We start from the raw sequence: 25,694 nt of genomic DNA, 5'->3' as shown, positions 1-25,694 counted from the left end.
AAAGCACGTTGCGTAGCCCGCTGTTCACAAAAGGAGATGCAGCATGACCGAATCTAAGTTCTCGCAGGCCCCCAGCACGTCTGAAGGTATAGGCCTGTTTGGGCGCTTTCTCTCGCTCTGGGTAGCCCTGGCCATCGTAGCGGGTGTGCTGATAGGGCAGTTTGCTCCGGTCATTCCCGAGGCCTTGTCGCGCTTCGAGTATGCGCAAGTGTCGATCCCGGTAGCGGTGCTGATCTGGGCGATGATTTTTCCCATGATGGTACAGATCGATTTCACGTCGGTCCTCGGCGTCCGGCGTCAGCCTAAGGGGTTGGTTATCACCACGACAGTGAACTGGCTGATCAAGCCCTTCACCATGTTTGCGATTGCCTGGTTCTTTTTGACCGTGGTGTTCGCGCCCCTGATTCCTGCCGAACGAGCCACTGAATACCTGGCCGGGGCTATCCTGCTGGGTGCTGCGCCCTGTACTGCCATGGTCTTCGTGTGGAGCTATCTCACGCGAGGTGACGCTGCCTACACCTTGGTGCAGGTGGCGCTCAACGACCTGATCATGTTGTTCGCTTTCGCGCCCATCGTGGTTTTCCTGCTTGGCGTCTCGAACATTCAGGTTCCCTGGGATACGGTCATCCTGTCGGTGGTGCTTTACATTGTCATTCCACTGGGCGCTGGCTATTTAACGCGTCAGGCTGTTATCAAGCGGCGCGGTATCGAGTGGTTCGACAACGTCTTCATGAAACGCCTGGCACCCATCACTCCGATCGGCTTGATCATCACTCTGGTGTTGCTGTTCGCCTTCCAGGGCGACGTGATTATTGCGAATCCATTGCATATCGTACTGATTGCAATACCGCTGATTATCCAGACCTTCCTGATTTTCTTCATCGCCTACGGCTGGGCCAAGGCCTGGAAAGTGCCCCATAGCATCGCGGCACCTGCCGGTATGATCGGCGCCAGTAATTTCTTCGAATTGGCCGTGGCGGTCGCCATTGCCCTGTTCGGCTTACAGTCCGGCGCAGCATTGGCGACGGTGGTAGGTGTTCTCGTGGAGGTACCGGTTATGCTGGCCCTGGTGCGTATGACCAGCATGTTCGGTAATGACAGTGCCGGCCCCTTGCCCATACCGGATCCCATCAACGCTTCAACGATCGGCACTTCGGTCAGGGTAGAAAAGTACATCAGTGCGCCCAATACAGAGGCGATGACTGTGGAGGTCAGCGTGTTATCGCCCACGGCCATTGCGACCCATTCTGAAGGAATGATGCCTTCATGGCCGGGGCGACCCAGCGCGAAGCCCGCAATGAATACCCCGCCCAGAAGCAGCGGTAGAATCTGTTTTGCGAAATCCCAGCTTTGTAGGGTCCACTCGCGATCTTGGTCACGCAACGCCGCGATAATCATCAAACCGGCAATGCCGATGGCAAAGGGCAATTCAGGTGCGCTTGGCACGATCACGGCGGCAGTCACGACGACAGCTGTCAGCATCAGCAGTTGAGTTGGCGGCCAGTGCCAGCGCCAGATCAGCAAACCCGCCAGAGCGGCGGACAGCAGTGCCGTAATTTGCCATTTCCACTAGTAAATCTGCATCCAGACTATGCTATCGGCTGCCGCCCAGTTTGCGAATACCAGCACGCCGACCATCAGTGCGCATAGAACTCGCGCAATCGTGTGGTCATCCAAACACTCCTTGAAAGGGACATGTCATGCTCGGTCAGTAAACATCTTCTAGATAGCGCCCTTCGGCTCTCAGCTCATCGACATCCATGTGCAAGGGTTTGAGGATGGAGTCAAACACCTGGCTTACACCGGAGGCCATATCCCGCCCCCCGCATACCAGCACCTGAGCGCCTTTTTCAATCAGTTGCCGCAACGCGCTTTCATCCGCAATGATGGCATCCTGAACGTAGGCTTTTTCTGCTGATCGTGAAAACGCTGTATTCAACCCGGTAAGGCGGTGGTCATCCAGGTAACAGCCAAGTTCCGGTTGATAGAGAAAATCCGATTGCGGATTGCGCCCGCCCCAGTACAGGTACATGGGGTTACGATCCGTGTTCTTTCGGATAAAACCGGCTAGTGGGCCGATTCCCGCGCCGGCACCAATGAGAATAATGGGCGTTGCACCGCCCGCCGGACGAAAGCCCGGGTTTTGCTGGATAAATCCGGAAATCCGATCTCCGGGTTCGAGGCTGTGCAGATAACCTGAACACAGGCCATTGGTCTGTTTCCGGACGCAGATTTCCAACTGCCCATCCGAGGCCGAAGACGCCAGCGAGTACAATCGGGCCGTGTTATCTCCGGGTGGCGCAACGCCAAACAGGTCACCCGCTTCGAAACTCGGCAGATTCGACCGGCTTCTGAAAGACAACACTTGCCATAAATTTCTGCGATCTTGTACCGGCCTGAAACGCAATATGCTGGTTGGCGCGTTTACCGCAACGCCATAGTCCACGCGCTCAACAAGTTCGAATTCCGCAGTGGCGGCTGGCGCGGGATTATGGGTCAGCGCCAATGAGATGCCCATGTGCTCGCCGATAGCCTCGCCCCATTCACGAAACTGTATGGCGGAGCCGCGATCGATTCGTGTAACAAGGTTCACTTGCTGCAGGCCTTTACTACTGAGGGCAGCGTCTACATCCAGCGCATACTGACAGAATTTTGGAAACTGTTGGTCACCAAACCCCAGAACCACAAACTCCAATCCGTCATTCGCCTGAAAGTGTTCAAGTCGAGTCATGAACTGACTGGCGGAGGAGGGCGCGTCACCGTCACCGTAGGTTGATGTCAGAACAAAAAGCACCGAGGCCTGCGGGTAGCGTTTTGCCAGGTCATTCATCGGCGCACAATGTACTTTTTTGCCGGCCTGATTGAGTTTGTTTTGAAGATCCCTGGCAAAACCCCAGGTGGTGTTGCCTTCTGAACCCACCAGAATAACCACATCCGCCACTTCGATACTGGCACCTTCACCCAGGCGCACGGATGTTGAACGTCGCTGCCACCAGACTTGTATGCCGGTGAAGGACAGTGCCGGAACGGTCAGCGCAGCCATCCCGAGAATCAAACCCAGCCACCACAGGCCTTCACCGGTGTGCAGGCGAATCATCCAGTGCTGGAACTGATTACCCGTAGAGCGAGGCTGGTATTGCAGTAGTTCTCCGGTTGCCTGATCAACGAACCCGGAACCCTGGGTCGTGCTCAGGGAATAGACGTCGCTGGGATCATTCGGGTAAGGAAACACCAACTCACGTAGCTCGTTAGCATCTACGTTTTTTAGCGCGAGCAGAGAGCTCACCGGTGCCGGCGTGCCGCCTGACACCTCCGCCGGAAAGGATGGCTCCGCAGCAGCAGCCTCCGGCAGCAGGCCAAACCGAACCGCAGACATGTAGCTGCCGGTCAGTGCCGACAGCAACAAACCAATCACCGCAAACCGTGCCAGCTCGGCGTGAATCCGCGAGCTACCGGAACCTGCAATGGGCTTTAAAATGGCCTTCCAGCCACCCATCCGTCGAGCCAGCAGAAACATGCCAGACAGGCAGAGCAGCAGCATCATTACCGCCAAGCCGCCTGCAAGCATTCGGCCTGCATCATCCAATAGAAATGAGCGGTGCAGGTTTTTTACCCAGCGCAAAAAGGCTGAAGGCTGATAGGGGGCAATACCTTCACCAGTCAGCGGGTTAACCAGATCGGCACCTGGCTGACGGTCACGGCTGTAATAGACGACAACTTCGCCCGACAGAGAGCGTTCAATCTGCTCGGTGCCCGGATAATGCGCCACTACACGCTCAGCCAGGTCAGCAACACTGATTTGGCCGGTCGCCGGGATGGTTGCGCCCGCCCGTTCAATAGCGGGTACAACGGACAAAATAACGCCCGTGGTCGCCAGCACCAAAAGCAGCAGTGCGGCGACCAATCCGGGCCAACCATGAAGTTTGCGTAGCATGAAGCTGGCTCCCGTCAGTTACTTGAGGTTATAAACAAAAGACTGGACGTAGCCACGGCCAGCAACCGACTTTCCAGAGCCTTCCGTGGTTAGCGGGGCCACCACATCCGAGCGATTGTCGCGCATATCTTCAACGGCGGTATCAACACGAACCTGGTAACCGGAGTCGATCAATGCGTCATCAAGTTCCAGGGTCACGTTCAGTGTGCGCCCGCTGGACACACTGGCGCCGGTCAGGCCATCGTATTCAGCCTGGTTTAAACCACTGCCACGGGCCCAGTCACGTAGATGCTTGTAATATTTGCTTTTCTCACCGGATATCCAGAGGGTCTCTTGATATTGGCCATCGGCATCGGTGAGGTAGAGCGCAAGATAAGCTCCGTCACCGCCGTAATTACTCAGCTGTGTGCTGAAAGTGACTTCCCTGGCCTGTGCGTAGGCCGGTACTGCCATCACAGCCGCAAGGCCTAGCGCAAACAGAATCTTTTTCATGATCTACTCTCCTTTAATTACTCAACAGTCACGGTGGGGCGACCTTTGACGATTCCCTTAGGCGAAACCGGGTCTTCATTGGTCGATGCGTTGTAGTTTCGTGACTTGCCATGACGGTCATCATCGTGATCGTCGTCGTCATCGTCATCGTCATCGTCATCTTCGCGCTCCATTTCCCTCAGCTCAAAGGTCGCTGGTGAGTACTCGGCCTCCACCCGATAACCCTCCGGATCCCTTCCTTTAACCTCGTAACAGCCGTCATCTACCTTAATGCGGAACACCTTCCAACCTTCCGCCTCAAGCTTCTGTCGCAGGTTCTCCCGTGGCTGCCATCCGGCAACCGGGTCATCGCAATCGTCGTCAGCCATTGCGCTGCCGCTCATAAGCAGCAGCGAAAAGGTAATAACAATGGGTTTTATATTCATGAAATGTCTCCCGATGAATCCGTTGTGTCCGTTGTGTCCGTTGAATCAATCTTAAGGTTGCTACCTGACACTGGCCTGAATGAGCTGCAGGTAAACGCTTTGTTTAGTAAATGCCCAACAGGCAAGGGAAGGCGCTGGTGGAGGAACGGAGCAGTAATAATGCGGTTTCAGACGGCTGTCAGGTAATGGCTGTAGTATGTTCTGTTGGTGATCACGGGAAGGGTGAGATATGCGGGTACTGTTGGTTGAGGATACAACCGGGTTGGGTGAGGCCGTGCGGGATCAGATCAGCGAAGATGGCCATGCCGTGGACTGGGTTCAGAGCCTCGCTTTCGCTGATACGAGTGTGAAAACCACGCCTTATAATCTGATTTTGCTCGACCTGATGCTGCCAGACGGTCACGGTTTTGATTTTTTGAAAAAACTGAGGGCAACCGGTGACACAACCCCCGTGATTATTCTGACCGCCAGAGACCAGGTGTCAGACCGCATTGCAGGGCTGAATGCCGGTGCCGACGATTATCTGGTAAAGCCTTTTGATTTATCAGAACTCTCTGCCCGGGTGGCCGCCGTGGCACGCCGTTATCGCGGCAACCCGAATCCTCTGGTGCGTGTTGGCGATCTTGAAGTGGATCTGGGTGACCATCGCATCAGCCGCAACGGCCAGCCGGTGGAGCTTACTGCCCGTGAATGGGCGCTGTTTGAGGGTTTTCTGCAACGCCCGGGAATACTGCTATCGCGGGCTCAGCTTGAAGACCGGCTTTACCAGTTCGGCGCCGAAATTGAGAGCAACACCATAGAGGTTTACATCAGCCGTATGCGCAAAAAACTGGGGCACGATGCCATAGTGACCGTCAGAGGCATGGGCTACAGGCTGGAACCGAATGAGCACTAAATCCAGCTTACACAGAACCCTTGGCACCTGGCTTACCCTTGGCGTGACCTTGCTCTGGTTGCTGGGTGTTATCGCGTCAGGCGTGGTGGCCCGGCACGAAATGAACGAGGTGTTCGACAGTGCATTGGAGGAAACAGCGCAGCGTATCCTGCCATTGGCGGTGACCGACATACTGAACCGGGAAGGGGACCCAAGCCTGGAGCGGGCATTGGCCCTGAAAGAACACAACGAGTATCTCACCTATCTGGTTCGTGATAAGTTGGGCAAACTGCTGCTGCAATCCCACGACGCAGACCCCGACATTTTTGGCACCAAACCGCGAGAGGGCTTCTCTGACACGCTAACTCACCGAATATACGGGGAGTCAGCCATCAGCGGAACCCTGTACATTGAGGTTGCCGAACCTTTGGACCACAGGCGCGAAGCCGTTCTGGATACGAGCCTTGCATTGCTGTTGCCACTTATATTTCTGATTCCCATCAGCCTGGTCGGGGTGTGGTGGGTGATAAAACGTTCGCTTCGCCGTGTTGTGCAATTGCAGCAGTCCATAGAAGTCCGCGGTGGGGGCGATCTTTCTCCCGTCGCGGTCGAGCGTTTACCGGAAGAGTTTGAACCCATCATGATCTCGGTGAACCGGTTGCTTGAACGTTTGCGCCGCGCCCTTGAAGCAGAGCGCAGTTTTACCGCCAACAGCGCCCATGAATTGCGAACCCCGCTGGCAACGGCGCTAGCCAAGCTACAGCGGTTAAAAACAGAAACGCAGGATACAGGCGTTAAAGTACGAGCCAGCGAGATTGAAGAGTCGCTTCGCACCCTGTCACGACTGTCAGAGAAGCTGCTTGAATTGGCGAAGGCTGAAGGGGGCAGCGCCTTGTCGGAGCAGGCTAACAACCTGGTGCCCATACTGCGGATGGTGGCCAGCGATTATGATCACCAGGCGCCCGGTCGACTCCTGCTCAACCTGCCTGATGGTGACGTTACGTCATTACTGGACCTGGATGCCTTCGCCATTCTGGTTCGGAATCTGATCGAGAATGCCCTCAGGCACGGCACGGACAATGAGCCTGTGAATGTTAGCCTTACAGGCGAGGGCATCCTGCGGGTGGTTAATCGCGGTGAGCTCGTACCACCAGAGAAACTCGCCTTGTTGCGAAACCGTTTTGTCCGCTCCGATACAAAAACAGTGGGCTCCGGCATCGGGCTTGCGATTGTGGACGCCATCGCCAGTGGTGCGGGCATTACCCTGAACCTCCGATCGCCAGCCTCAGGCCAGAGCGACGGTTTTGAAGCCGAACTCAATATTGCCGTGGTCGAATAAAACCCGGACGTTTAAGGTTGGTGTCAGGTTAACCCTGCAGAATTCAAACAAACCCAGCCGGAGTTTGTTTGTGCCCAACCTACGTACCAGTGTCACCCTTTTTCTGCTTTTAGCTGTTCAGTTGAGTTTCTGGAATCCTGGGCTCAGTTATGAGCACTTCCTGACACTCAATGGATACCTTGCCATCAATTTCATGTCCATCACTATGTTGCTGGCTACCCGACCTGGATGGTTTGAATCTCCGTTAGGTGGTCTGGACAGAATGTATCAGCTGCATAAATGGACCGGCATTCTGGCCGTCATTTTTGCCCTGGCACACTGGCTGATCGAAATGGCGGACGACGCCCTCGAAGCCCGGTTTGGAACGGATCGCAGCCTAAAGGAAGCAAATTTTTCGGGCTTGCTGGACAGCCTTCAGGACGGCGCTGAAGACTTGGGCGAACCCGGCCTGTATCTGCTAGTGTTTCTGGTTGTCATTACCCTGATTCGCTGGGTGCCCTACGGTTACTGGCGCTACCTGCACCGGGCGATGCCATTGATTTATTTGGCGCTGGCCGCCCATGCTGTATTGTTGGCTCCGCTGAAGTGGTGGCAACAACCCATCGGCTGGCTGATGGCATTGTTAATGGTGGGTGGTGCCATCGCGAGCCTGCAATCATTGACGGGACAAATCGGAAGGAGTCGCCGCTACAAGGGGCTGGTTCAGGCCGTCAAGCAGACGTCAGTCAACATCACCGAAGTCGTCTGCGACATGGGCAACCGCTGGCCAGGGCATAGAGCCGGACAATTCGCCCTGGTGACCTTCGACCGAATCGAAGGCGCACACCCTTTCAGTCTGTCCTGTGCTAACAATGCCAGCGGGCAGCTGAGTTTTCAGATCAAGGCGTTAGGAGATTACACCCGCAAGATCCCGAAGCAGCTACGCAGTGGCCAGGCGGTTACGCTCGAAGGTCCCTATGGGCGTTTTAATCTCGACAGCGGCAGGAAAAGCGCCCAGCAGATCTGGGTGGCCGGCGGCATCGGCATCACGCCGTTTCTGGCAGAACTGGAGAACCGCCTGATCAATACCGAGAAAGAACGTCCTGCAGTCACACTTCATTACTGCACCGCCGGCGCGGCGAATGATCCAATGGTGACTCGTGTGCGACAACTGACGCAGCAACTTCCGGACATAGCACTGCACATCCACGACAGCAAGCAGGGGCAGCGATTGACCGCGAACCAACTGCGAATTCAAAATCGCAAAGTTGATATCTGGTTTTGTGGGCCACAAGGCCTGGCAAAAGCCCTGCGAAGCGGACTGAAGCAACAGTCCGTGTCATTACGCTTTCATCAGGAATTTCTTGAGTTTCGCTGAAATAGGGCTCGCCTTTCAGCCTCGGTCACTGACGGGCCGCTGTTGTTTGGCAACGCCCAGACCGACGCCGCATGCTGGCGCAGTCTGATAGATTAAAAATTGGCGGAAACCCTGCCAGCAATGAGTAGACTACAATGAGCAAATATCGTGGAACACAATTCTTGAGCATCGCCTTGGTCAGCCTTGCGTTGTTGACGGCTTGCAACAAGCCCCCCGAAAATTTCGAAGGTATACAGCGGACCACCTCGAACGCCGTCAACGTAGCTGATGCCGACGTGACAAAAAACGTCAAGAATGCTTTGCTGGGGGACACCGCGCTGAATGGCTTTGATATCGCCGTGACCACGCTGAAAGGTGATGTGCGTCTCGTTGGCGTCGTCGACACACAGAGCCAAATCGATATCGCCATAAAGCTCACTCAGGGGGCGGACGGCTTCCACACGATCTACAATGAGTTGACCATCAAGAAGTGAGCGTGCTGTGAAGGGTTTTTCTACAACCTCGTTAATAACTCGAATGATTGGGCAAGCATATGAGTCATAGTGAAGTCCATCGGTCACATCGCGTAGGTTGGTTACGTGCCGCAGTACTCGGTGCGAACGACGGAATAGTTTCTACGGCAAGTCTTATTATTGGTGTAGCAGCTGCCAGCAGTGCTCAAGAAGGCATTCTTCTGGCAGGGCTTGCCGGTTTAGTGGCAGGCGCTATGTCTATGGCTGCGGGTGAGTACGTGTCCGTCAGCTCTCAGTCTGATACTGAAAAGGCGGATCTAGCCATTGAAAAACGGTCATTAGAACAAGATTTTGAGTCTGAAAAAGAGGAGCTCGCTTTAATATACGAAGGCAGAGGGCTTGAGTCGGCTCTGGCGAAGCAAGTTGCTGAGCAGCTAATGGCTCACGATGCACTTGGTGCACACGCCAGGGATGAAATAGGAATCTCGGAAAGTGTTAGCGCCCAGCCCGTTCAAGCGGCGTTCTCTTCGGCAGTCACTTTTACAGTTGGTGCAGCACTTCCGCTGGTGGCAGCGTGGTTTGTACCCGGTAGCCAACTTATTTCTGTTGTTGCGGTGTCCTCACTGGTGTTTCTCGCTCTTCTGGGCGGGATTGCTGCGAGTGCAGGTGGTGCTTCAATTGCTATCGGCGCAATCAGAGTCACATTTTGGGGTGCGCTCGCGATGGCACTTACGGCCGGAGTAGGTCGAATATTTGGCGTGGTTGCATAATGTGGTGTTTGCTTATCATGCTCATGCCATTAGGCTCAGCTAACAATTGTGTAGCGGTCAACTAATCCCGAACAACACCTTTTGTGGCATCCGGTGGACTATCGGGGGATTACCGTTGATGATTAAGTCCGTCATCGATGAAAGGGTTATGGTTGGCTCATCTCAACGATCGGGCCTGCGTAACGGAGAAGCAATGATTAAGCGAAAGCGCACGACACCGCTAAGTGATGAGCGCGTTGAGCTTGGCCACTGCTCGACCGAACTGCGCGCTCGGATCCTAAGTGACGTTCCCTATTTCAAAGGGTTAGCGGCACCGGCGCTCGACGCTGTGAACTACCACTTTCGTGCCTTCAACTACCCGGCCGGTGGGGCGATCTACCATGAGGGCGAGCCGGCCGAAGCGCTATTTCTGGTCGCCCCCGGCAGAGTCAAGCTGCTTCAGTACAGCGCCTCTGGGGAGGAGGTGCTGCTCGACCTGTTGGGGCAGAGCGACTTATTCGGTGGCCTGACCATGCTCGGTCAGCGCTGCTACCCCTAGAGCGCATTCGCGCAGACACCCTGTTGCGTGCTGGCGATCACGACCGCCGACTTCCGATATTTGCTGCGCACTCATTCCGAAGTGGCATTGAACGTCCTTGATGCTGTGGCCCGTGATCTCGAAGCGGCTCAAGCAACGATCTGCGCGATCAGCACTTTGCCTGTGGAGGCACGGGTCGCACGGGTGCTGGTGCGTCTCGCTGACCGGCTGGGGGAAGCTGACGATGGTGGCATTCTGATCCAGTCGCCGCTGTCGCAACAGGACCTCGCCGCCATGGTAGCAACCACCGCAGAGACCGTGAGTAGGGTCATTTCCGGGTTGCGGCGCAGCGGTGACATCGAAACCGGTCGACAGTGGATACGCATTCGCATTCGCACGAACCTGGCCCGCCTGTGCATTTCCCGCATTTTATGACAATTCAGTGGAGCTACTTGTTGCGGCTCATGTAACACACCACGCACATCACTCATTCTGGTCGTGACCCAAACACAGACAGGAGATGAGAGATGAAGACCCTACTGCGTAGCGATGAGCTGAACTGTCCTTCCTGCATTACCAAGATCGAGAAAGCGCTGGGCCGACTCGGGGGTGTGACTAATGCCAAGGTCCATTTCGCGACCGGACGCATCGAGGTCGAGCACGATGCCGAACAAGTCAAGGCTGAGCAGCTGCTTTCAGCCGTGCGTGAAGTCGGCTACGAGGCGCGCATCAGCGCATTCTGAGTTCACAAACGTTCGGGCGGGCCACAAGCCTGCCCGGCAGTTTCACCATGAGGTGAACAATCATGAAATTTATCAATACATTGTCCCACTGGGCTCGCCAGTTGCGCTCACCAGCGCACCGGCGCGGCACAGTAGCCCTTGTGGCGGGTTTGGCGAGCCTCGGTGGCGTCGCCAGCTACTTTCTCGGTGGCCCTTCCTGGCTTACCGATGCGCTTTGGCTTACCGCTGCGGCCGTGGCCGGTACGGATATCGCACTGCGGGCGTTCGCCGCGTTGCGTGCAAAGGCGATCAGCATTGAATTGCTGGTTACGATTGCCGCCGTTGGCGCCATATTCATCGGCGAATACTGGGAATCTGCCGCAGTCACATTTTTGTTTGTGCTGGGCGGCTACCTAGAGGCGCGTACTCTGGCCCGCACCCGCTCCGCGCTGAAGGATATGCTGGCGCTGGCGCCGACCGAGGTTACGGTGTTCCGCGAGGGTAGCGAGATTAATGTAGCGCCCCACGAGGTAATTCCCGGGGAAACGGTGGTGGTTCGCCCAGGTGGGCGTATCGGCGTTGATGGTGCAATCCTCAGCGGTCGTTCCGCGATCGACGAGAGCGCAATTACCGGCGAGCCAATTCCTGCCGAGAAGCAGGTGGGCGACAAGGTGTTTGCGGGCACGGTAAGCCATAACGGTTACCTTGAGATCCACGCTGAGGGCGTAGGTGCCGATACCACCCTAGCGCGAATCATCCAGCGTGTTGAGGAGGCCCAAGAGGCCAAGGCCCCGACCCAGAGAATGATCGAGCGCTTTGCTAGCTGGTACACGCCGATGATCATCGTTCTGGCGATCGGCGCCTATGTGATATCGAAGGACGTCGCCCTAGCGCTAACGCTGCTGGTAATCGGTTGCCCGGGTGCGTTGGTTATCTCCACACCCATCTCGATAATCGCTGGCATCGGCCGGGCGGCTCGCGACGGGATTTTGATCAAAGGTGGTGAATACTTGGAGACAGCAGGTCGTATCAAAGCTGTTGCTTTCGATAAGACCGGCACCCTCACGGAAGGGCGCCCTGAAGTGATGACGATCACGCCGCTGTCTGGCATTCCAGCACTGCCGACAATAACGGATGAAGGTTCGACCGGCACTCGTTTGCTGCGCTGGGCCGCGCTGGCGGAGAGTGGCTCGGAACACCCCTTAGGTCGGGCGGTCGAGCGCGCCTTGCCAGAGAGCTATGTTGGCCCCCGGGCGGATAGCTTCGATACAGCACCGGGCGGCGGCATCAGTGCCGGCTGGCAGGATCGGAAAGTCGAGATCGGTCGCCCCGATTGGATTGAAACCCGGGTTGAAGAGTGGCCTGCGGCAGCGATTACGGCGCTGGAGGATCTTCATTCACGGGGTGAGACCGCCGCAGCGATCGCCGTCGACGGTGTTGTGATTGGGCTGCTCGGGTTCGCCGATCGCGTTCGCCCCGACGCTGTTGCGGCCTTGCAGGCTCTTCGTAAGACTGGGGTGAAGCGCTTGGTAATGCTCACCGGCGACCATGCCGCCAGCGCATGGCGGGTTGCCCGCGAACTGGGAATTGATGAGGTGCACGCTGGGCTCTTGCCTGAGCAGAAACTCGAAGCTATCAAAAAGATTCAGCGAGAGAGCGGGCCCACGGCGATGGTTGGCGATGGCATCAACGATGCCCCAGCCTTGGCCGCAGCGGATATCGGCATCGCCATGGGGGCCGCCGGAACCGACGTGGCAATCGAGAGCGCCGATATCGCGCTGATGGCGGACGATCTCGGCAAGATTCCCGAAGCAATTGGGCTTGCCCGGGCGACTCTGAACAACATTCGCCAGAACGTAGTGATTGCGCTGCTAACGGTTACCGGTCTCCTCGCCGGGGTGTTCGCCAACGAGGTGCACATGGCCGGTGGCATGTTCATCCACCAGATCTCAGTGCTAGTGGTTGTGGTCAATGGCATGCGGTTGCTACGTGCTCGCCCAGCGGGCGTGCAGAAGGCTCCGCCTGCTGCTCAGCAGCCAGCACGGGCTGTTTAGCGGCATAAGCGCCGGGGAGGGCCAGGCCTTCTCCGGCTAACAACACTCACCTTGTCAGTTGCTACGCATGAAGATTCTCCTCGTTGAAGACGACAAATTACTCGGTGACGGAATTGCTGCTGGCATTGCCCAGTCAGGCCTGGTGGTTGACTGGGCGCTGGATGGGCAGCAAGCCGATGCTGCTCTCGCCATGGGTAGCTACGATGCTGTTGTGCTTGACCTCGGCCTACCGAGGCTGTCGGGCATGGAGCTTTTGAGACGGGTCCGGGCAAGAGGGCAGATCTTACCGATTCTGATCCTGACCGCTCGTGATGCCGTGGAGGACCGAGTCGCTGGCCTGGATGCGGGTGCCGATGATTATCTGGGAAAACCTTTTGATCTCGCTGAGTTGCAGGCACGGCTCCGGGCATTGCTGCGACGCTCCAAGGGGTATGCTGAACCGATCATCAGTCACGGGGAGCTCCGGGTCGATCCAGCCAGTCATTCGGTGTCTTTGTCTGGCGGCACTGTCGATCTCTCTGCACGTGAATTCGCCATTCTTCATACACTGTTGCTCAACGCAGGGCGAGTTATGTCAAAAGCACAAATCGAGGAGCAGCTGTACGGCTGGGGGGAGGAAGTAGAGAGCAATGCGATTGAAGTTTTCGTGCATCATTTGCGCCGAAAACTGGATCGGCAACTGATCCGCACTATCCGCGGTGTTGGGTACATGATTGAGAAGCCTGGGCCATGAGAACATCATGAGCTATGGTGATTTCTGGTGTATGGAAGCAGGCTGAAGAGGTGGCGTATCCTGTTGGTTGATCTCGCCAGATCACAACCAACAGAGGAATGATACGCCATGTCAAAGTCTACCCTGCACGCTCTTTCACAACCAGAGTTGGAACAGGATCTATTGCACGAAACGATCCGTAATGGGGCCCGCAAGCTAATTGCTGAGGCTGTGGATGCCGAGCTGGCAGCGCTGCTTGAGCAGTATGCGGATCGTAAGGCACCGGACGGTCGTCAGGCTGTGGTTCGCAATGGCCACCTGCCTCAGCGTCACGTCCAGACCGGTGTTGGCGATGTCGAAGTGCAAGTACCCAAGGTCCGGGACCGCAGCGGGACCGGCATCCGTTTCAATAGCACGTTATTGCCGCCGTACCTGAAGCGGGCCAAGAGTCTGGATGAGCTGATCCCCTGGCTCTACCTGCGAGGCGTCTCGTCCGGAGACTTTCAGGAAGCCCTGAGCGCCTTGGTGGGCGATCAGGCCAAAGGTTTATCCGCCAATACGGTCTCCCGCTTGAAGGCCCGGTGGCAGGACGAGCACAAGGCTTGGCAGCGCCGGGATCTGAGCCAGAAGCGCTATGTCTACTGGTGGGCCGACGGCGTTTACAGCAACGTGCGTATGGACAACAAGCTGTGCTTGCTGGTCATCGTCGGTGTCACCGAGCATGGCCACAAGGAACTGGTCGCTGTTGAGGACGGACACCGGGAGTCCGAGGCGAGTTGGCTGGAACTGCTTGAGAGCCTGAAGAGCCAGCATTTGGGGGTCGCCCCGAAGCTGGCTGTGGGCGACGGTGCCTTGGGCTTTTGGAAGGCCCTGACCAAGGCCTACCCAGAGACCCGGCACCAGCGGTGCTGGGTGCATAAGACGGCCAATGTGCTCGATAAGCTTCCCAAGGCCCTGCAACCCAAGGTCAAGTCGGCTTTGCATGAGATCTACCTGGCCGAGACCCGGGACGCCGCCCACACGGCGTTTGACAGCGCACTGAAGCGTTTCCAGGACAAGTACCCGAAGGCCATGGGGTGCCTTAAAAAAGATCGGGAGGAGTTACTGGCCTTTTACGATTTTCCGGCGGTGCATTGGATTCATCTGCGCACCACCAACCCGATTGAGTCGACCTTTGCCACGGTGCGGCTAAGGACGAAGAAAAGCCGGGGCTGTGGGTCCAGAGACACCACCTTAGCGATGGTATTCAAGTTGATGCAAACCGCCCAGAAACGGTGGAAACGCATTAAGGGATTTCAGCTCCTGGAACTGGTCGTTAACAACGTCGAGTTCCAGGACGGAGAAGCAGTGGAGGATCAATCAGACGGGAACGTTGCCTGATGCCCATACACCAGATTTGACAATAACTCGAACATCATTACGCTGGCGTTTGTTTGCGATTCTTGCGGTATCGGTGCTGTTTGCCTGGATTGCCACGGCGTTCTTCACCTACCTTGATGCGCGTAGTGAAATTGGCACCATGCTCGATGCCCGTTTGGTGAAAACGGCTGAACGGGTATCCGTGCAGTTTGCAAGTTCAGAGGGTTTAGATAGTTCAAAGGGTTTAGATAGCTCAGAGAATTTAAAAAGTTTAGAGAGCACCAGCTCGCAACAGATTCCCGACTATACCGACACCATACTGCAGGTATGGCTGCATGACGGCACCTTACTTTTGAATTCAAGTACGGCTCCTGAAAAACGCTTAGGCACACAGTATGGCGGATTTGAAAACGCCTCCATCAATGGTACTCAATACCGTATCTATAGCCATTGGGACAAAGCCGGTCTTAGCAATGTGCGTGTTGGTGAGCGCTATGAACTACGCAACGCACTAGCCGAAAGCATAGCAACCCATCTGCTGCATCCTTTGTATTTTGCTGTTCCTGCACTGGGCATACTGATCTGGATATCTGTTGGTGCAGGGCTTTCGCCGCTTTCTCGCTTTACTGGTGAAGTAAAGCAGCGTGAGCCGGACAAGCTTGAACCGCTCGATATCACGGGTACTCCCCGTGAAGTTTTACCGCTGCAAGATGCCTTAAATGCTCTTTTTGTCCGCTTGCAGGTTTTACTTGACCACGAACGTCGCTTTACCGCGGATGCCGCCCACGAACTGCGCACACCGCTTGCCGCCATAAAAACACAGGCGCAGGTGGCCTATGCAGCGCGCGATTCGAGCCATCGGGAGCAGGCGTTGGAAAAGGTGATCAGTGGTACCGACCGTGCCGTTCATCTGGTTGAGCAATTGTGATCTGGCAACAGTTTTCCGGACACATTTTCAAGCGGCCGTTCGTCGCTCTGACTCATAGTCCATCGGACTCATGTAGCCGTTGCTGGAGTGCAGCCGAACTCGGTTATAAAACACTTCGATATACTCGAAAATGGCTTGTTTCGCCTTTTCTCGCGTTCTGAAATCTTCGTGGTACACCAGCTCAGTCTTCAGGGTGTGAAAGAAGCTCTCGGAGGGTGCGTTATCCCAGCAATTCCCCTTTCGGCTCATGCTGCACCGGAAGTCATGCTGCTTTAGCAACCACTGAAAACTATCGGAGGCATACTGGCTACCTCGGTCACTATGTACCAGCAACCCATTTTCTGGCTGCCGCTTCCGGACGGCCATGGTCAGCGCATCATGTACCAGTGAGGCGGGCATGCGGCTATCCATCGACCAGCCCACCACCGCTCGCGAGTAGAGGTCGATGAAGACGGCCAGGTAGAGCCAGCCTTCCCGTGTCGGAATGTAGGTGATGTCACCGACATAGGCTTGATCCGGCTGCGCGGCCGAGAAGGTGCGATTCAGAAGATTCGAAGCAACCGGCTTGCCGTGCTTTGAATTCGTGGTCGCCTTAAATTTCCGCCGTGTCTTACACACCAAGCCTTCCTCTCTCATTAGCCTGGCAAGCCGACGACGGCTGATCGCCTCGCCCTCACTGGCCAGTGTCTGCTGGATACGCCGCGTGCCGTAGGTTGCCCGGCTCTGCGTATGGTGGTCTCGGATCCTCGCCTTCAACGCCTCATCTTGCTGATCTCGCTGGCAGGGTGGCCGAGAGCGCCACTCATAGTAACCACTGCGAGACACCTCAAACACTCGGCACATCAGGGCAGTATCGAACGCTCTCTGGTGTGCTTCGATGAAGGCGTACCTCAGCGAGATTCCTTGGCGAAGAAGGCCGCCGCCTTTTTTAGCAGTTCGCGTTCCTCCTTGAGGCGAGCATTCTCGCGCCGCAGCTGTTTCAGCTCTTCATACAGGTGCGGGTCATTCACCTGGCCGGAACTGCCGACCTCTCGTTTACCAGAGTACTTGTCGACCCAGGTATGCAGCGTATTGACGTTAACGCCCAGCTCCCTGGCAGATTGGGTCACCGGTTGATTTGATTCCGTCGCCAATTTGACGGCGGCCTCTTTAAATTCAGCGGTATAGGAATTGGCTTTTTTCTGGCTCATGACACACACCTCGATGGGCAGGTGAGATTACCTGCGTTTGTGTGTCCGGGAAACTATAACCACTTCATTGCTTGTGCTTTCGCGCATTGATCCAGAAAAAACGCCCGTTAATCAACAACAGATCAAACTTTCTGCCGTGGTAAGCGAGCGTGTCGCCTTGCATGCACCGGTGGCGATACGTAAGGGCGTAGACCTAGGCTTCGAGGCAAACGATGAAGGGCTGGTCCTTGGTGATGCAACCTTGCTGGGAGTTCTTGTGCGAAACCTTGTTGATAACGCGGTTCGTTACACGCCTAGCGGTGGGCTGGTTGATGTGCGAATTAAACGAATCGGCAGTGAGGTGTTGCTTCAGATTGTTGATACCGGGCCAGGAATTCCCGAGGAGGAGCGAAAGGGAGCGGTGTCGCGTTTTTATCGTGTGCTTGGCAGTGGTGAGGAAGGCAGCGGACTGGGACTATCGATTGCAGAGCGTATAGCGGAGCTGCATGGAGCATCTCTAACGCTTGAAGATGGTGACACGGGGGAAGGCCTAGGGGGCGTTAACAATTAGGCCAGCCATATGACGGCTGACACGAGACAGAGTAGTGACTGGTAGTTTCTTGCCAGTCGCTCATAGCGTGTAGACAATCGTCTGAACTGCTTGATTTTCTGAAAGAACCTCTCTACCAGATTGCGATCTTTGTAGCAGTGCCAGTCTACTTCGATGTGCGCCAAGCGATTCTTTTTCGGAGGAATCACCGGCTCTGCACCCACGGCCTGAATAATGTCCCGCAAAGCAGTGGAATCATATCCCTTGTCGCCCAGCACCGCTTGCGGGGAAAAACCGTCTAGTAACGCTGGAGCGGCACCATACTCCGACGCCTGGCCCGGTGTAAGAACCAACCGTACTGGGTTACCCAGCGCATCGACCGCGGCATGGATCTTGGTGCTCAAGCCCCCTCGAGACTTGCCCATGGCTTCCGTGTTCTGAGCGGTTTTTTTGCCGCTCCCTGTTGATGGACCCTGACAATACTGCCATCGATCATCAGCTGTTCCAGGTCGGGATCATCGGCTAACGTGTCGAAAATCTGCTGCCATACCCCCTTCTTACACCAGCGGTTATAGCGCATATAGGCCGTGTGCCAACGACCAAAGGCGTCGGGTAGATCGCGCCAGGGAGCGCCTGTCCGGGCAATCCAGAGAATGGCTTCTACGAATAGCCGATTGTCCTTGGCTGTCACCCCGCGGTCCGAGGCCTTGCCGTGAAGGAGGGGCTCAATTCGACGCCATTGATCATCACGCAGGAGTAGCCGAGCCATAGTCTATCCTCAAATCCTTCCATGCTAAATCAGATCAACGCTCATCATCAATTGTTAACGCCCCCTAGCTGTAACCGTGCGTTTTAGGGCGATGCCGGTCTAAAGGCGGTCGATATTTTATATTGGCGGTAATCCGTTTCCTTAAGCCTAGATTAAGGTGAGTCTGAGATACTCCTTTCAAGCCGAAGACACGGCGTTACCCACAGGAGAATGTTATGAATATCAAATCCAGACTTTCGAGCTTCGCAACCATCACTGGTATGGTGCTGAGCTTGCTGGGGGCTACTGCAATAGCTGCACCGGCAAATACCGACCACGACCACGGCGACGGTGTGGCGGAACTTAAACTCGATAGCGGCAGCAAGTGGGCGATCGATGAACCATTAAGTCGGGCCATGACTAATATCCGAAATGCCGTGGACAAAGAATACGATGCTATCCACTCCAATCAACTAGCAGAGGAAAAGTACGCTGCACTGGCCAAGAAAGTCACCAATGAAGTCAATTACATGGTTGAGAATTGCAAGCTTGAGCCTGAGGCAGATGCCCAGCTGCACCTGATCATTGCCGATTTGATGGAAGGCTCAACTGCGATGGAAAGCAAAACCAATGCGCAGGATGGTGCGGTAAAGGTAATCGGGGCGATTGAAAACTACGTCACGTATTTTAATGACCCGGATTTTAAACCGATTAAGCATTGATGTCGGACAAGTTGCGGCAGGTGAAAGTAATTTAAAGCCATAAGCGAAATTTAAACACTGGAATCGAGTAGGAGGGGGAGCTTCCTCCTCCGTCCTCTCACGCCACCGGGCACCGATGCGTCGGACCGACGATTCCATACCACGGCAGTTCACGGTCGGCTCTGAAGCCGGTTCATCGTATCCAGCAAGCTTACCAGAGACAGGCGATAAAAGACCTTTTTAGGGGGACGCTGCATTCATATGAGATGCACCGCTGTTCCACCACGGCCCCCGCCCATTCGTTGCGCTTTCCCAAGCCCTCTGCTCAGTCAGTCCAAGCCGCATCAGGTTGCGGGCCCGCGTGTGGACTCGCTCCCATGACCGCCCACTGTTACCTGGACTTGCTCTCCGAGCTGGCCATAACCGCCAGTCATAGTCGGCCCCGCGTGAGCAATGATAACCCAATGAGTGAAGCACAATTTAAAGGCTCTTCGACGTTGGGTGTGGAATTCACCTCCTGAACTGGGCCAAAATATGGTCCCCACAACGACAGGACGTATGACATGGACGGCACCCAGATTATGACCCTCGGCTTGGGCCTTGAAGCGCCTTGGATTCTCAAGGACCAGCACCTGGATACCGCCGTGTCACCCCATCGTTTGGACCTCACCGTCGAGGCAGAACGTGGCAGCCTCTATTCTTGCCCAGAGTGTGGTGAGGCTTGCCCGGCCCATGATTTCACCAGCAAGACCTGGCGGCACCTGAACTTCTTTCAACATCACTGCTACTTGCACGCCCGCGTGCCACGCACCAAGTGCCCCACGCACGGCATTAAGCGGATCGAGGTACCTTGGGCCCGCCCCGGTAGCGACTTCACCCTGTTGTTTGAACAGGCCGCCATGGCCCTGGTCAGGGAGATGCCGGTGCTCGCCGCCGCCCGGCTGATCGAGATCACCGACAAGCGGCTATGGCGCATTGTGCATCACTATGTCGGGCGCATGCTCGAGCAACTTGACCTCTCTCAGGTCAAGGCCGTTGGGCTTGATGAAACGGCGGCCAAACGCGGCCATCGCTACGTCACCGTATTCCTGGATATGCAACGCAAGACCGAGCCGGTTGTCTTTGCGGTACCCGGCCGAGGCAAGGCCACCGTCGAGGCCTTCAGCGAGTTCCTGGCCGCGCATCAGGGCGATCCCCAAACCGTGCAGGAGGTGGTCTGCGATATGTCACCGGCGTTTCTCAAAGGCGTGGAAGAGCACCTGCCCAAGGCCGAGGTCACCGTCGATTGGTTCCATATCGTGCAGATCTTCACGCGCGCCCTTGATGAGGTCAGAAAGCGTGAGCGGCGCGAGCAGGAACACCCTAAGCACCTACGCTGGGCCGTCCTGCGCAATGCAGAATCCGGCAACCTGACGGCTAACCAAATCGCCGCGCTGCAGGAACTGATGGCCGCCAGTGATGTTTTCGTGCTCTCCTCCGCCTGGGAAGGCTTCGGGCTGGTGGTGGCGGAAGCCATGGCCTGCGAGCGCCCGGTGGTGGCCACCGACTGCGGGGGCGTGCGGGAGGTGGTCGAAGATGCGGGCTTCCTGGTGCCGCCGCGGAATGCCAAGGCGCTGGCAGAGGCGATGGGGCGCGCCCTGCGTCTGTCGGATGACGAACGTGAGAACCTGGGCCGAGCGGCCCGTCAGCGGGTGGTGGAGCGCTTTTCTCTGGAGGCCACTGCACAACGCTACTTGGACGTGTACCGGGGCGATGACCTGAGCGATCAACAACAGCTGCAAGGAACTAAATGAAGATATTGGTAACCGGAGGGGCCGGATACATCGGCTCGCACGCCATCGTGGCGCTGCTGGAGGCAGCCCCCTCTGTCAGCCTAGTTGTCCGGTTGGCGATTTCGCCTGAATTCACATCAGAATGGGCGGCATAGGATGGTTCATGCCACGTTATTCCGAGGAACGTAAGGCCGCGGTGTTGAAGAAGCTATTACCGCCAGAAAACCGCAGTGTGGCGTCGGTCGCCGCCGAGGAAGGCATAGCGAATGCAACCCTGTATGGTTGGCTGAAAACATGCCGACAACAAGGAGTGCCTGTGCCAGGCAAGCGTAATACCGGAGACGAATGGTCTGCTGATGCCAAGCTGGCCGTGGTGATTGAAACGGCCCCTTTATCGGAGACCGAGCTGGGCGTCTACTGCCGTGAAAAGGGCGTATATCCTGAGCAGGTGCAGCGCTGGAAAGACGCCTGTCTCCAAGGCGCCGACAAGCACGAAAGTCAGGAAAAAGTGGCCCAAAAACAGCGTAAAGAAGACCGCCAGACGATCAAGAAGCTGACATCGGAGGTTCGCCGTAAAGACCGGGCCTTGGCGGAGACGACCTCGTTACTGGTGCTGTCAAAAAAGCTCGAAGCCTTGTACGGCGAAGACCCGGACAACGAGGACAACTGACGCCGTTGAGCGAACGTACAAGGCTGCTAAAAGACGTTGATGAAGCGGTAGCCGGTGGCGCCGCTCGCTACAAGGCGGCAGAACTGATGGGGCTAAGCCAGCGCACGTTAAAACGCTGGCGGCAGGCCAATGGCGATGTGACCACGGATCAGCGCTCACAGGCCGTGCGGGTTGTGCAGGCCCATCAGCTGACGCAAGCGGAAGAAGAGGCGATTCTAACCACTTGCTGCCAAACGGAATACCAAAGCTTGCCACCGTCGCAAATAGTCCCGCGACTGGCAGACCAAGGCCGTTATTTGGCCTCGGAATCGTCGTTTTATCGGGTGCTGAAAAAGCACCAACAGCTAAACCACCGAGGCCGCATGAAGCCGGCCCGAAAGCTCGTTGAGCCGACCAGCTTTACCGCCTCGGGCCCGAACCAGGTGTGGAGTTGGGACAGTGTGCCGTAGAGGCAATGGAGAATGGCTGCAAGGAGGCAGATATTCGACTGAGCCATAAGCTCAGCAAGAGATGGTGGTAGGGCCCACCGAAGTCGGCTGTCGGAAGCAGGCTTCAAACCAGCCCAAGCTGCATGCATTAAGAGTGTTTGTGGTGAGCGTTGGGTTAAAAGGCTGCACAGTTGATGCAGTCAGGTGTGATATTGAGAGGCGAGCGAAAGCGAACCCATGAAGACGTGTCGAAAACCATATGTGACATCAAAACCGAGGGCGTGTCCCATCCTCGGGATAAGCTTGTGGGCGTATTCCGAATGCTGCGCAAGTGGTGTCCGGCATAAAGTGGGCGCGACTCAATATCAGGCTCTTGCTGGGAACTGCGGGAACCAGTCATCGTGATGTTCAAGGGAGAAGGCACAAATGGCGACCACCATAAGGCCGAGAGTACCGAGGCACGATACTGGGACGGAGCTGCTCGTAGTAGTGATGAAGCCTCTGTAATGGAGGTGGAGCGAAGGGGCAGCATCAAGCCGCCTGAAAGCCGATCTCAACTGCGAAAGCAGGAGGAGGGTCGGCATCAGGCAAAACCATACGACATTGATAAATGGCTAATCGTTGAAGCGTACAAGCGGGTCAAAGCCAATGCGGGGGCTGCCGGTGTCGATCGGCAATCTCTGAAGGATTTTGATCGTGATCGCAGCAACAATCTTTACAAGATCTGGAACCGAATGTCGTCGGGTAGCTATATGCCACCTCCTGTTCGAGCCGTCTCCATTCCCAAGAAATCAGGAGGCGAACGAATACTGGGCATTCCGACTGTGTCAGACAGGATTGCCCAGATGGCCGTCAAACTTCAGTTTGAACCCCAAGTAGAGCCACATTTTCTGCCAGACTCGTACGGGTATCGCCCGGGGAAATCGGCGATACAAGCGATTGGAGTCACTCGGAAACGATGCTGGCGATACTCATGGGTGCTGGAGTTTGATATTCGTGGTCTGTTCGACAACATTCCGCATCGTCTGCTGATGAAAGCGGTCGATCGACACACCACAAACCCATGGGTCAGGCTTTATATCCGACGATGGTTGAAGGCCCCAATGATCCACGCTGGTGGTCAAATGGCGACGCGTGATAAGGGAACGCCACAAGGCGGGGTGATCAGCCCCGTTCTGGCAAACCTTTTTCTGCACTACGCCTTTGATTACTGGATGAGTCAGCATTTTCCGACCATTGAATGGTGTCGGTATGCTGACGATGGACTGCTTCACTGCAGCACACAAAAGCAGGCGAATTTCCTGCTAGACCGACTGCGTGAACGGTTCAAGGCTTGTGGGCTGGAGCTGCACCCAGAGAAAACCAAGATTGTTTACTGCCAGGATCACCGTAGAACTCAACGCCATATGCATACGTCTTTTGACTTCCTTGGTTATACGTTCGAGAAGCGCATCGTGAAAAGCCGGTCAGGGAATCTCTTTATGGGATTTTCCCCGGGCATCAGTCGATCTTCTCTCAAGGATGTTATTCAAAAGGTACGCGAGTGGCGGATAGGGCAGCGTACAAGTCTATCCATCATGGATATTGCGAGCTTTATCAACCCCTACCTGCACGGTTGGTGGAATTACTATGGACGCTATTACCGGTCATTAATGTACCGTGTATCGCGTTATGTAAATAAGCGACTGGTCAGGTGGGCTATGCGGAAGTACAAGCATCTTCGAGGACGGAAGAAGAAAGCGGTGGCCACACTGGAGCGACTGGCACAAGCGAGACCAAAACTGTTCGCACACTGGTCGCAAGGGATGTCGGGTGCGTTTGCTTGATGGGAGCGGTGTGAGCCGAGAGGTTCACGCACCGTTCTGCGAGAGACTGAGGGTGCGACTCCCTTGGTCTACTCACCTCAGCTATTGCCCCTCTGCGGTCCGTGGCGAGCACTGGTACCTGTACCTGATCATGGACGTCTACAGTCGCAAGATCATTGCCTGGGACGTGTATGACAACGAGTCCGGCGACTTGGCGAAACAGCTGGTGGAGCGCGCTCTATTGCGTGAACGCTGCTGGCACACGCCACCGATTTTGCACTCGGATAACGGTGCACCGATGACCTCGTACACCCTGCGCGCAAGGCTGGCGGAGTTGGGTATGCTGATGTCCCACAGCCGCCCCCGGGTGAGCAACGATAATCCTTATTCAGAGGCGCTGTTCCGCACCGTCAAATACTGCCCGGCATGGCCAACAAAGGGCTTTTCAACGCTGGTCGCCGTGCGTCAATGGATGCTGACGTTCGAGCATGCCTATAACAAACAGCACCTTCACAGCGGCATCAACTTCGTTACGCCCGCCGACCGGCATCGAGGCGTGGATACCCAGTGCTTGGCCCAACGAAAAGCCGTATATGAACGTGCCAAGCGCCTGAATCCCGGGCGCTGGTCTGGCAACGTCCGACGCTGGGAAGCCACCGGATCGGTATCGCTCAATCCTGGCAAGCCGCAGGAAATAGAGCTCAATAAACTGGCCGCTTAAACGTGGCTATTTGGACAACTGGGTTGAAAACTACCGCAAGCGTAACCTGACGCATCGCAGCCCCAGAAAACGTGGCGGAGAAAGTAATAAGAAGAAAAAAGCGGATAAAATTCCGGTGGTTATTGTGCGAGACCGCAACGGTCATGTCAGCGAGCTGGTGGATCCGGCACTGAACAAATCAACGATCCATGCTTTTCTGACGCCGATTATCAATCGTGATTCTATTTTATGTTCAGACGGCCACAGCTGGTATAAAACCTTCTCCAGCGACCATGGCATTGCCCACCATCGACTGATCGCACTCGACAATCAACGAGTGATCGGCAGGGAATACCACATTCAAAACGTCAACAGTTATATCAGCCGACTGAAGGGCTGGATCGCTCGCTTTCATGGCGTGGGGACAGCGTATTTGCCGAGCGATCTGGCATGGCGCCGGTTGTTCGAAAATGCGCCGGCTTCAGAGGAGGCGTGGCTCCGTGCTGCGATAGGTGTAAACCAGCAGGTGATGCCAACATAGCCAAGTGAATACAAAGGCGTACACCAAATAAAACATTGCAAACGACACATCCAATAAGAGTGCATCCAGCAAGCTTATGTCCATCCACCAAGCAATAATTGGAAGAAAAGCCACTAACAGCCCCAGCTCAAAACTGAACGCGTGCAGAAAGCGCACTTTTAGGGATTTACGGGTTGAGCCGGTTAGTCGTTTTAGCGTGTGATCAAAGCCCAAGTTAAAGATGTAGTTCCACGTGGTTGCGAGAGTCACGCCAATAAGCCCGAGCACGCCGGTTTTTTCAAGAGAGTAGCCGAAGACAAAAGCTGCAAGGGGAACCGAAATCAGCAGGCCTAGAACTTCAAACGAAACCGCTTGCCGGATTCTGTCGCCGGTGGTTCTCATGATGTATCTCCGCAAAGGCAGGGCATTGCGTATTTTTATCGCCCGGCAAATAAAAAAGGCCGCGACGTGAATCGCGACCTTTTTCGAATACTGGTAGCAAGGGGCGGGTTCGAACCGCCGACCCCGGCATTATGAGTGCCGTGCTCTAACCAGCTGAGCTACCTTGCCATCGCTTCACCAAAGGAAGCGGCGCGTACCTTATGAATGGAGGGCGAATGTGTTAAGAGGCAGCCGGTAAATCTGCTATTGAAACTGTCTGAGCGCCGCCATATTTTTCTTTTTAAGCTTTTTTAA

Annotated in this window: 27 protein-coding genes, 1 tRNA gene and 2 pseudogenes; 22 read left to right on the top strand and 8 right to left on the bottom strand. The window is 55.8% G+C overall.

What is annotated here, in order from left to right; genetic code table 11:
• Positions 1 to 43: 43 nt before the first annotated feature.
• A pseudogene (gene arsB / locus B5495_RS03685) lies at positions 44 to 1,084 on the top strand (ACR3 family arsenite efflux transporter); the annotation flags it as partial.
• Positions 1,085 to 1,134: 50 nt separating this feature from the next.
• On the opposite strand, the pseudogene B5495_RS14890 reads toward arsB, so the two are convergent.
• The 4 genes and pseudogenes from B5495_RS14890 to B5495_RS03665 all read right to left on the bottom strand — a co-directional run.
• Positions 1,135 to 1,398: pseudogene (locus B5495_RS14890) on the bottom strand (permease); the annotation flags it as partial.
• Positions 1,399 to 1,708: 310 nt separating this feature from the next.
• Positions 1,709 to 3,934 (bottom strand): PepSY domain-containing protein, encoded by a 2,226-nt coding sequence (locus tag B5495_RS03675; RefSeq protein ID WP_079551427.1) that lies wholly within the window; start codon positions 3,932 to 3,934, stop codon positions 1,709 to 1,711.
• Between the two features lie 18 nt (positions 3,935 to 3,952).
• Positions 3,953 to 4,426 (bottom strand): DUF2271 domain-containing protein, encoded by a 474-nt coding sequence (locus B5495_RS03670; protein ID WP_079551425.1) that lies wholly within the window; start codon positions 4,424 to 4,426, stop codon positions 3,953 to 3,955.
• A 17-nt stretch (positions 4,427 to 4,443) separates the two neighbouring features.
• Positions 4,444 to 4,851 (bottom strand): PepSY domain-containing protein, encoded by a 408-nt coding sequence (locus B5495_RS03665; RefSeq protein ID WP_079551423.1) that lies wholly within the window; start codon positions 4,849 to 4,851, stop codon positions 4,444 to 4,446.
• 229 nt (positions 4,852 to 5,080) lie between these two features.
• Between B5495_RS03665 and B5495_RS03660 the strand changes: the two genes are divergently transcribed.
• The 12 genes from B5495_RS03660 (at position 5,081) to B5495_RS03605 (ending at position 15,935) form a co-directional block, all read left to right on the top strand.
• Positions 5,081 to 5,746 (top strand): response regulator, encoded by a 666-nt coding sequence (locus B5495_RS03660; RefSeq protein WP_079551421.1) that lies wholly within the window; start codon positions 5,081 to 5,083, stop codon positions 5,744 to 5,746.
• Complete coding sequence (locus B5495_RS03655) at positions 5,736 to 7,064, top strand: ATP-binding protein (protein WP_079551419.1); 1,329 nt, start codon at positions 5,736 to 5,738, stop codon at positions 7,062 to 7,064. The genes B5495_RS03660 and B5495_RS03655 overlap by 11 nt, the downstream gene beginning before the upstream one ends.
• Positions 7,065 to 7,134: 70 nt before the next feature.
• Positions 7,135 to 8,421, top strand: coding sequence for a ferredoxin reductase family protein (locus B5495_RS03650; RefSeq protein ID WP_079551417.1), 1,287 nt, complete (start codon positions 7,135 to 7,137; stop codon positions 8,419 to 8,421).
• 134 nt (positions 8,422 to 8,555) lie between these two features.
• Entirely contained in the window at positions 8,556 to 8,894 is a 339-nt protein-coding gene (locus B5495_RS14730; protein ID WP_172824520.1) for a BON domain-containing protein, read from the top strand.
• A 59-nt stretch (positions 8,895 to 8,953) separates the two neighbouring features.
• The gene (locus B5495_RS03640) at positions 8,954 to 9,643 is read left to right on the top strand and encodes a VIT1/CCC1 transporter family protein (protein ID WP_079551415.1); all 690 of its coding nucleotides are present in this window, start codon (positions 8,954 to 8,956) and stop codon (positions 9,641 to 9,643) included.
• 193 nt (positions 9,644 to 9,836) lie between these two features.
• On the top strand, positions 9,837 to 10,181 hold the full coding sequence (locus tag B5495_RS03635; protein WP_172824519.1) for a cyclic nucleotide-binding domain-containing protein: 345 nt from the start codon (positions 9,837 to 9,839) through the stop codon (positions 10,179 to 10,181).
• 27 nt (positions 10,182 to 10,208) lie between these two features.
• Positions 10,209 to 10,595, top strand: coding sequence for a Crp/Fnr family transcriptional regulator (locus tag B5495_RS03630; RefSeq protein ID WP_079551411.1), 387 nt, complete (start codon positions 10,209 to 10,211; stop codon positions 10,593 to 10,595).
• 92 nt (positions 10,596 to 10,687) lie between these two features.
• Complete coding sequence (locus B5495_RS03625) at positions 10,688 to 10,903, top strand: heavy-metal-associated domain-containing protein (protein ID WP_079551409.1); 216 nt, start codon at positions 10,688 to 10,690, stop codon at positions 10,901 to 10,903.
• Between the two features lie 62 nt (positions 10,904 to 10,965).
• Entirely contained in the window at positions 10,966 to 12,936 is a 1,971-nt protein-coding gene (locus B5495_RS03620; RefSeq protein WP_079551407.1) for a heavy metal translocating P-type ATPase, read from the top strand.
• Positions 12,937 to 13,003: 67 nt separating this feature from the next.
• A complete protein-coding gene (locus B5495_RS03615; protein ID WP_079551405.1) occupies positions 13,004 to 13,669 on the top strand; it encodes a response regulator in 666 nt (221 codons plus the stop codon).
• Positions 13,670 to 13,777: 108 nt separating this feature from the next.
• A complete protein-coding gene (locus B5495_RS03610; RefSeq protein WP_079551404.1) occupies positions 13,778 to 15,028 on the top strand; it encodes an IS256 family transposase in 1,251 nt (416 codons plus the stop codon).
• The gene (locus tag B5495_RS03605; RefSeq protein WP_079551402.1) at positions 15,021 to 15,935 is read left to right on the top strand and encodes a histidine kinase dimerization/phospho-acceptor domain-containing protein; all 915 of its coding nucleotides are present in this window, start codon (positions 15,021 to 15,023) and stop codon (positions 15,933 to 15,935) included. Before B5495_RS03610 ends, B5495_RS03605 begins: the two co-directional genes overlap by 8 nt.
• 27 nt (positions 15,936 to 15,962) lie before the next feature.
• On the opposite strand, the gene B5495_RS03600 is transcribed toward B5495_RS03605, so the two are convergent.
• Positions 15,963 to 17,125, bottom strand: a protein-coding gene (locus B5495_RS03600; protein WP_422822019.1) for an IS3 family transposase whose coding sequence is annotated in 2 segments (ribosomal slippage) — positions 15,963 to 16,849 and positions 16,849 to 17,125 — 1,164 coding nt in all. Because the reading frame shifts where the segments join, the coding sequence is not laid out codon by codon here.
• Positions 17,126 to 17,198: 73 nt separating this feature from the next.
• Between B5495_RS03600 and B5495_RS03595 the strand changes: the two genes are divergently transcribed.
• Entirely contained in the window at positions 17,199 to 17,675 is a 477-nt protein-coding gene (locus B5495_RS03595; RefSeq protein WP_231897264.1) for a sensor histidine kinase, read from the top strand.
• Here the strand turns inward: B5495_RS03595 and B5495_RS03590 are convergent.
• Positions 17,672 to 18,423 (bottom strand): IS5 family transposase gene (locus B5495_RS03590; protein ID WP_231897218.1). Its coding sequence is split into 2 segments (ribosomal slippage): positions 17,672 to 18,117 and positions 18,117 to 18,423, totalling 753 coding nucleotides; the frame shifts between segments, so codons are not numbered across the junction. The two genes, B5495_RS03595 and B5495_RS03590, sit on opposite strands and share 4 nt — an antisense overlap.
• 215 nt (positions 18,424 to 18,638) lie before the next feature.
• Between B5495_RS03590 and B5495_RS03585 the strand changes: the two genes are divergently transcribed.
• From B5495_RS03585 to B5495_RS03550, 8 genes are all read left to right on the top strand, one after another.
• On the top strand, positions 18,639 to 19,124 hold the full coding sequence (locus B5495_RS03585) for a hypothetical protein (RefSeq protein ID WP_079551399.1): 486 nt from the start codon (positions 18,639 to 18,641) through the stop codon (positions 19,122 to 19,124).
• 542 nt (positions 19,125 to 19,666) lie between these two features.
• Complete coding sequence (locus B5495_RS03575; protein WP_079551397.1) at positions 19,667 to 20,896, top strand: ISL3 family transposase; 1,230 nt, start codon at positions 19,667 to 19,669, stop codon at positions 20,894 to 20,896.
• Positions 20,893 to 21,030: an NAD-dependent epimerase/dehydratase family protein gene (locus B5495_RS14995; RefSeq protein ID WP_197685637.1), complete on the top strand. Its 138-nt coding sequence runs from the start codon at positions 20,893 to 20,895 to the stop codon at positions 21,028 to 21,030. Before B5495_RS03575 ends, B5495_RS14995 begins: the two co-directional genes overlap by 4 nt.
• An 8-nt stretch (positions 21,031 to 21,038) precedes the next feature.
• A complete protein-coding gene (locus B5495_RS03570) occupies positions 21,039 to 21,545 on the top strand; it encodes a hypothetical protein (protein WP_154045197.1) in 507 nt (168 codons plus the stop codon).
• Between the two features lie 5 nt (positions 21,546 to 21,550).
• Entirely contained in the window at positions 21,551 to 21,994 is a 444-nt protein-coding gene (locus tag B5495_RS03565; RefSeq protein ID WP_079551393.1) for a helix-turn-helix domain-containing protein, read from the top strand.
• A 383-nt stretch (positions 21,995 to 22,377) separates the two neighbouring features.
• On the top strand, positions 22,378 to 23,799 hold the full coding sequence (gene ltrA / locus B5495_RS03560) for a group II intron reverse transcriptase/maturase (protein WP_231897217.1): 1,422 nt from the start codon (positions 22,378 to 22,380) through the stop codon (positions 23,797 to 23,799).
• A 52-nt stretch (positions 23,800 to 23,851) separates the two neighbouring features.
• A complete protein-coding gene (locus B5495_RS03555; protein WP_172824517.1) occupies positions 23,852 to 24,499 on the top strand; it encodes a DDE-type integrase/transposase/recombinase in 648 nt (215 codons plus the stop codon).
• The gene (locus B5495_RS03550) at positions 24,483 to 25,019 is read left to right on the top strand and encodes an IS1595 family transposase (RefSeq protein WP_079551390.1); all 537 of its coding nucleotides are present in this window, start codon (positions 24,483 to 24,485) and stop codon (positions 25,017 to 25,019) included. Before B5495_RS03555 ends, B5495_RS03550 begins: the two co-directional genes overlap by 17 nt.
• Here the strand turns inward: B5495_RS03550 and B5495_RS03545 are convergent.
• Both B5495_RS03545 and B5495_RS03540 read right to left on the bottom strand, forming a co-directional pair.
• Positions 24,960 to 25,400, bottom strand: a complete 441-nt coding sequence (locus B5495_RS03545) for a PACE efflux transporter (protein WP_079551388.1) — start codon at positions 25,398 to 25,400, stop codon at positions 24,960 to 24,962. The two genes, B5495_RS03550 and B5495_RS03545, sit on opposite strands and share 60 nt — an antisense overlap.
• Before the next feature lie 91 nt (positions 25,401 to 25,491).
• Positions 25,492 to 25,568, bottom strand: a tRNA-Met gene (locus B5495_RS03540).
• Positions 25,569 to 25,694 lie beyond the last annotated feature (126 nt).

Origin of the sequence: Vreelandella subglaciescola (assembly GCF_900142895.1) — a bacterium.
Classification (GTDB): domain Bacteria; phylum Pseudomonadota; class Gammaproteobacteria; order Pseudomonadales; family Halomonadaceae; genus Vreelandella; species Vreelandella subglaciescola.
Note: the sequence above shows the minus strand (reverse complement) of the source record. Positions and strands in the feature narration are given on the sequence as shown.

Bases quoted from the DNA above. Each gene is read 5' to 3' on its own strand.
- B5495_RS03675 (WP_079551427.1), bottom strand. From the start codon at position 3,934: ATGCTACGCAAACTTCATGGTTGGCCCGGATTGGTCGCCGCACTGCTG.
- B5495_RS03670 (WP_079551425.1), bottom strand. From the start codon at position 4,426: ATGAAAAAGATTCTGTTTGCGCTAGGCCTTGCGGCTGTGATGGCAGTA.
- B5495_RS03665 (WP_079551423.1), bottom strand. From the start codon at position 4,851: ATGAATATAAAACCCATTGTTATTACCTTTTCGCTGCTGCTTATGAGC.
- B5495_RS03660 (WP_079551421.1), top strand. From the start codon at position 5,081: ATGCGGGTACTGTTGGTTGAGGATACAACCGGGTTGGGTGAGGCCGTG.
- B5495_RS03655 (WP_079551419.1), top strand. From the start codon at position 5,736: ATGAGCACTAAATCCAGCTTACACAGAACCCTTGGCACCTGGCTTACC.
- B5495_RS14730 (WP_172824520.1), top strand. From the start codon at position 8,556: ATGAGCAAATATCGTGGAACACAATTCTTGAGCATCGCCTTGGTCAGC.
- B5495_RS03640 (WP_079551415.1), top strand. From the start codon at position 8,954: ATGAGTCATAGTGAAGTCCATCGGTCACATCGCGTAGGTTGGTTACGT.
- B5495_RS03635 (WP_172824519.1), top strand. From the start codon at position 9,837: ATGATTAAGCGAAAGCGCACGACACCGCTAAGTGATGAGCGCGTTGAG.
- B5495_RS03625 (WP_079551409.1), top strand. From the start codon at position 10,688: ATGAAGACCCTACTGCGTAGCGATGAGCTGAACTGTCCTTCCTGCATT.
- B5495_RS03620 (WP_079551407.1), top strand. From the start codon at position 10,966: ATGAAATTTATCAATACATTGTCCCACTGGGCTCGCCAGTTGCGCTCA.
- B5495_RS03615 (WP_079551405.1), top strand. From the start codon at position 13,004: ATGAAGATTCTCCTCGTTGAAGACGACAAATTACTCGGTGACGGAATT.
- B5495_RS03610 (WP_079551404.1), top strand. From the start codon at position 13,778: ATGTCAAAGTCTACCCTGCACGCTCTTTCACAACCAGAGTTGGAACAG.
- B5495_RS03585 (WP_079551399.1), top strand. From the start codon at position 18,639: ATGAATATCAAATCCAGACTTTCGAGCTTCGCAACCATCACTGGTATG.
- B5495_RS03575 (WP_079551397.1), top strand. From the start codon at position 19,667: ATGGACGGCACCCAGATTATGACCCTCGGCTTGGGCCTTGAAGCGCCT.
- B5495_RS14995 (WP_197685637.1), top strand. From the start codon at position 20,893: ATGAAGATATTGGTAACCGGAGGGGCCGGATACATCGGCTCGCACGCC.
- B5495_RS03570 (WP_154045197.1), top strand. From the start codon at position 21,039: ATGCCACGTTATTCCGAGGAACGTAAGGCCGCGGTGTTGAAGAAGCTA.
- ltrA (WP_231897217.1), top strand. From the start codon at position 22,378: ATGTTCAAGGGAGAAGGCACAAATGGCGACCACCATAAGGCCGAGAGT.
- B5495_RS03545 (WP_079551388.1), bottom strand. From the start codon at position 25,400: ATGAGAACCACCGGCGACAGAATCCGGCAAGCGGTTTCGTTTGAAGTT.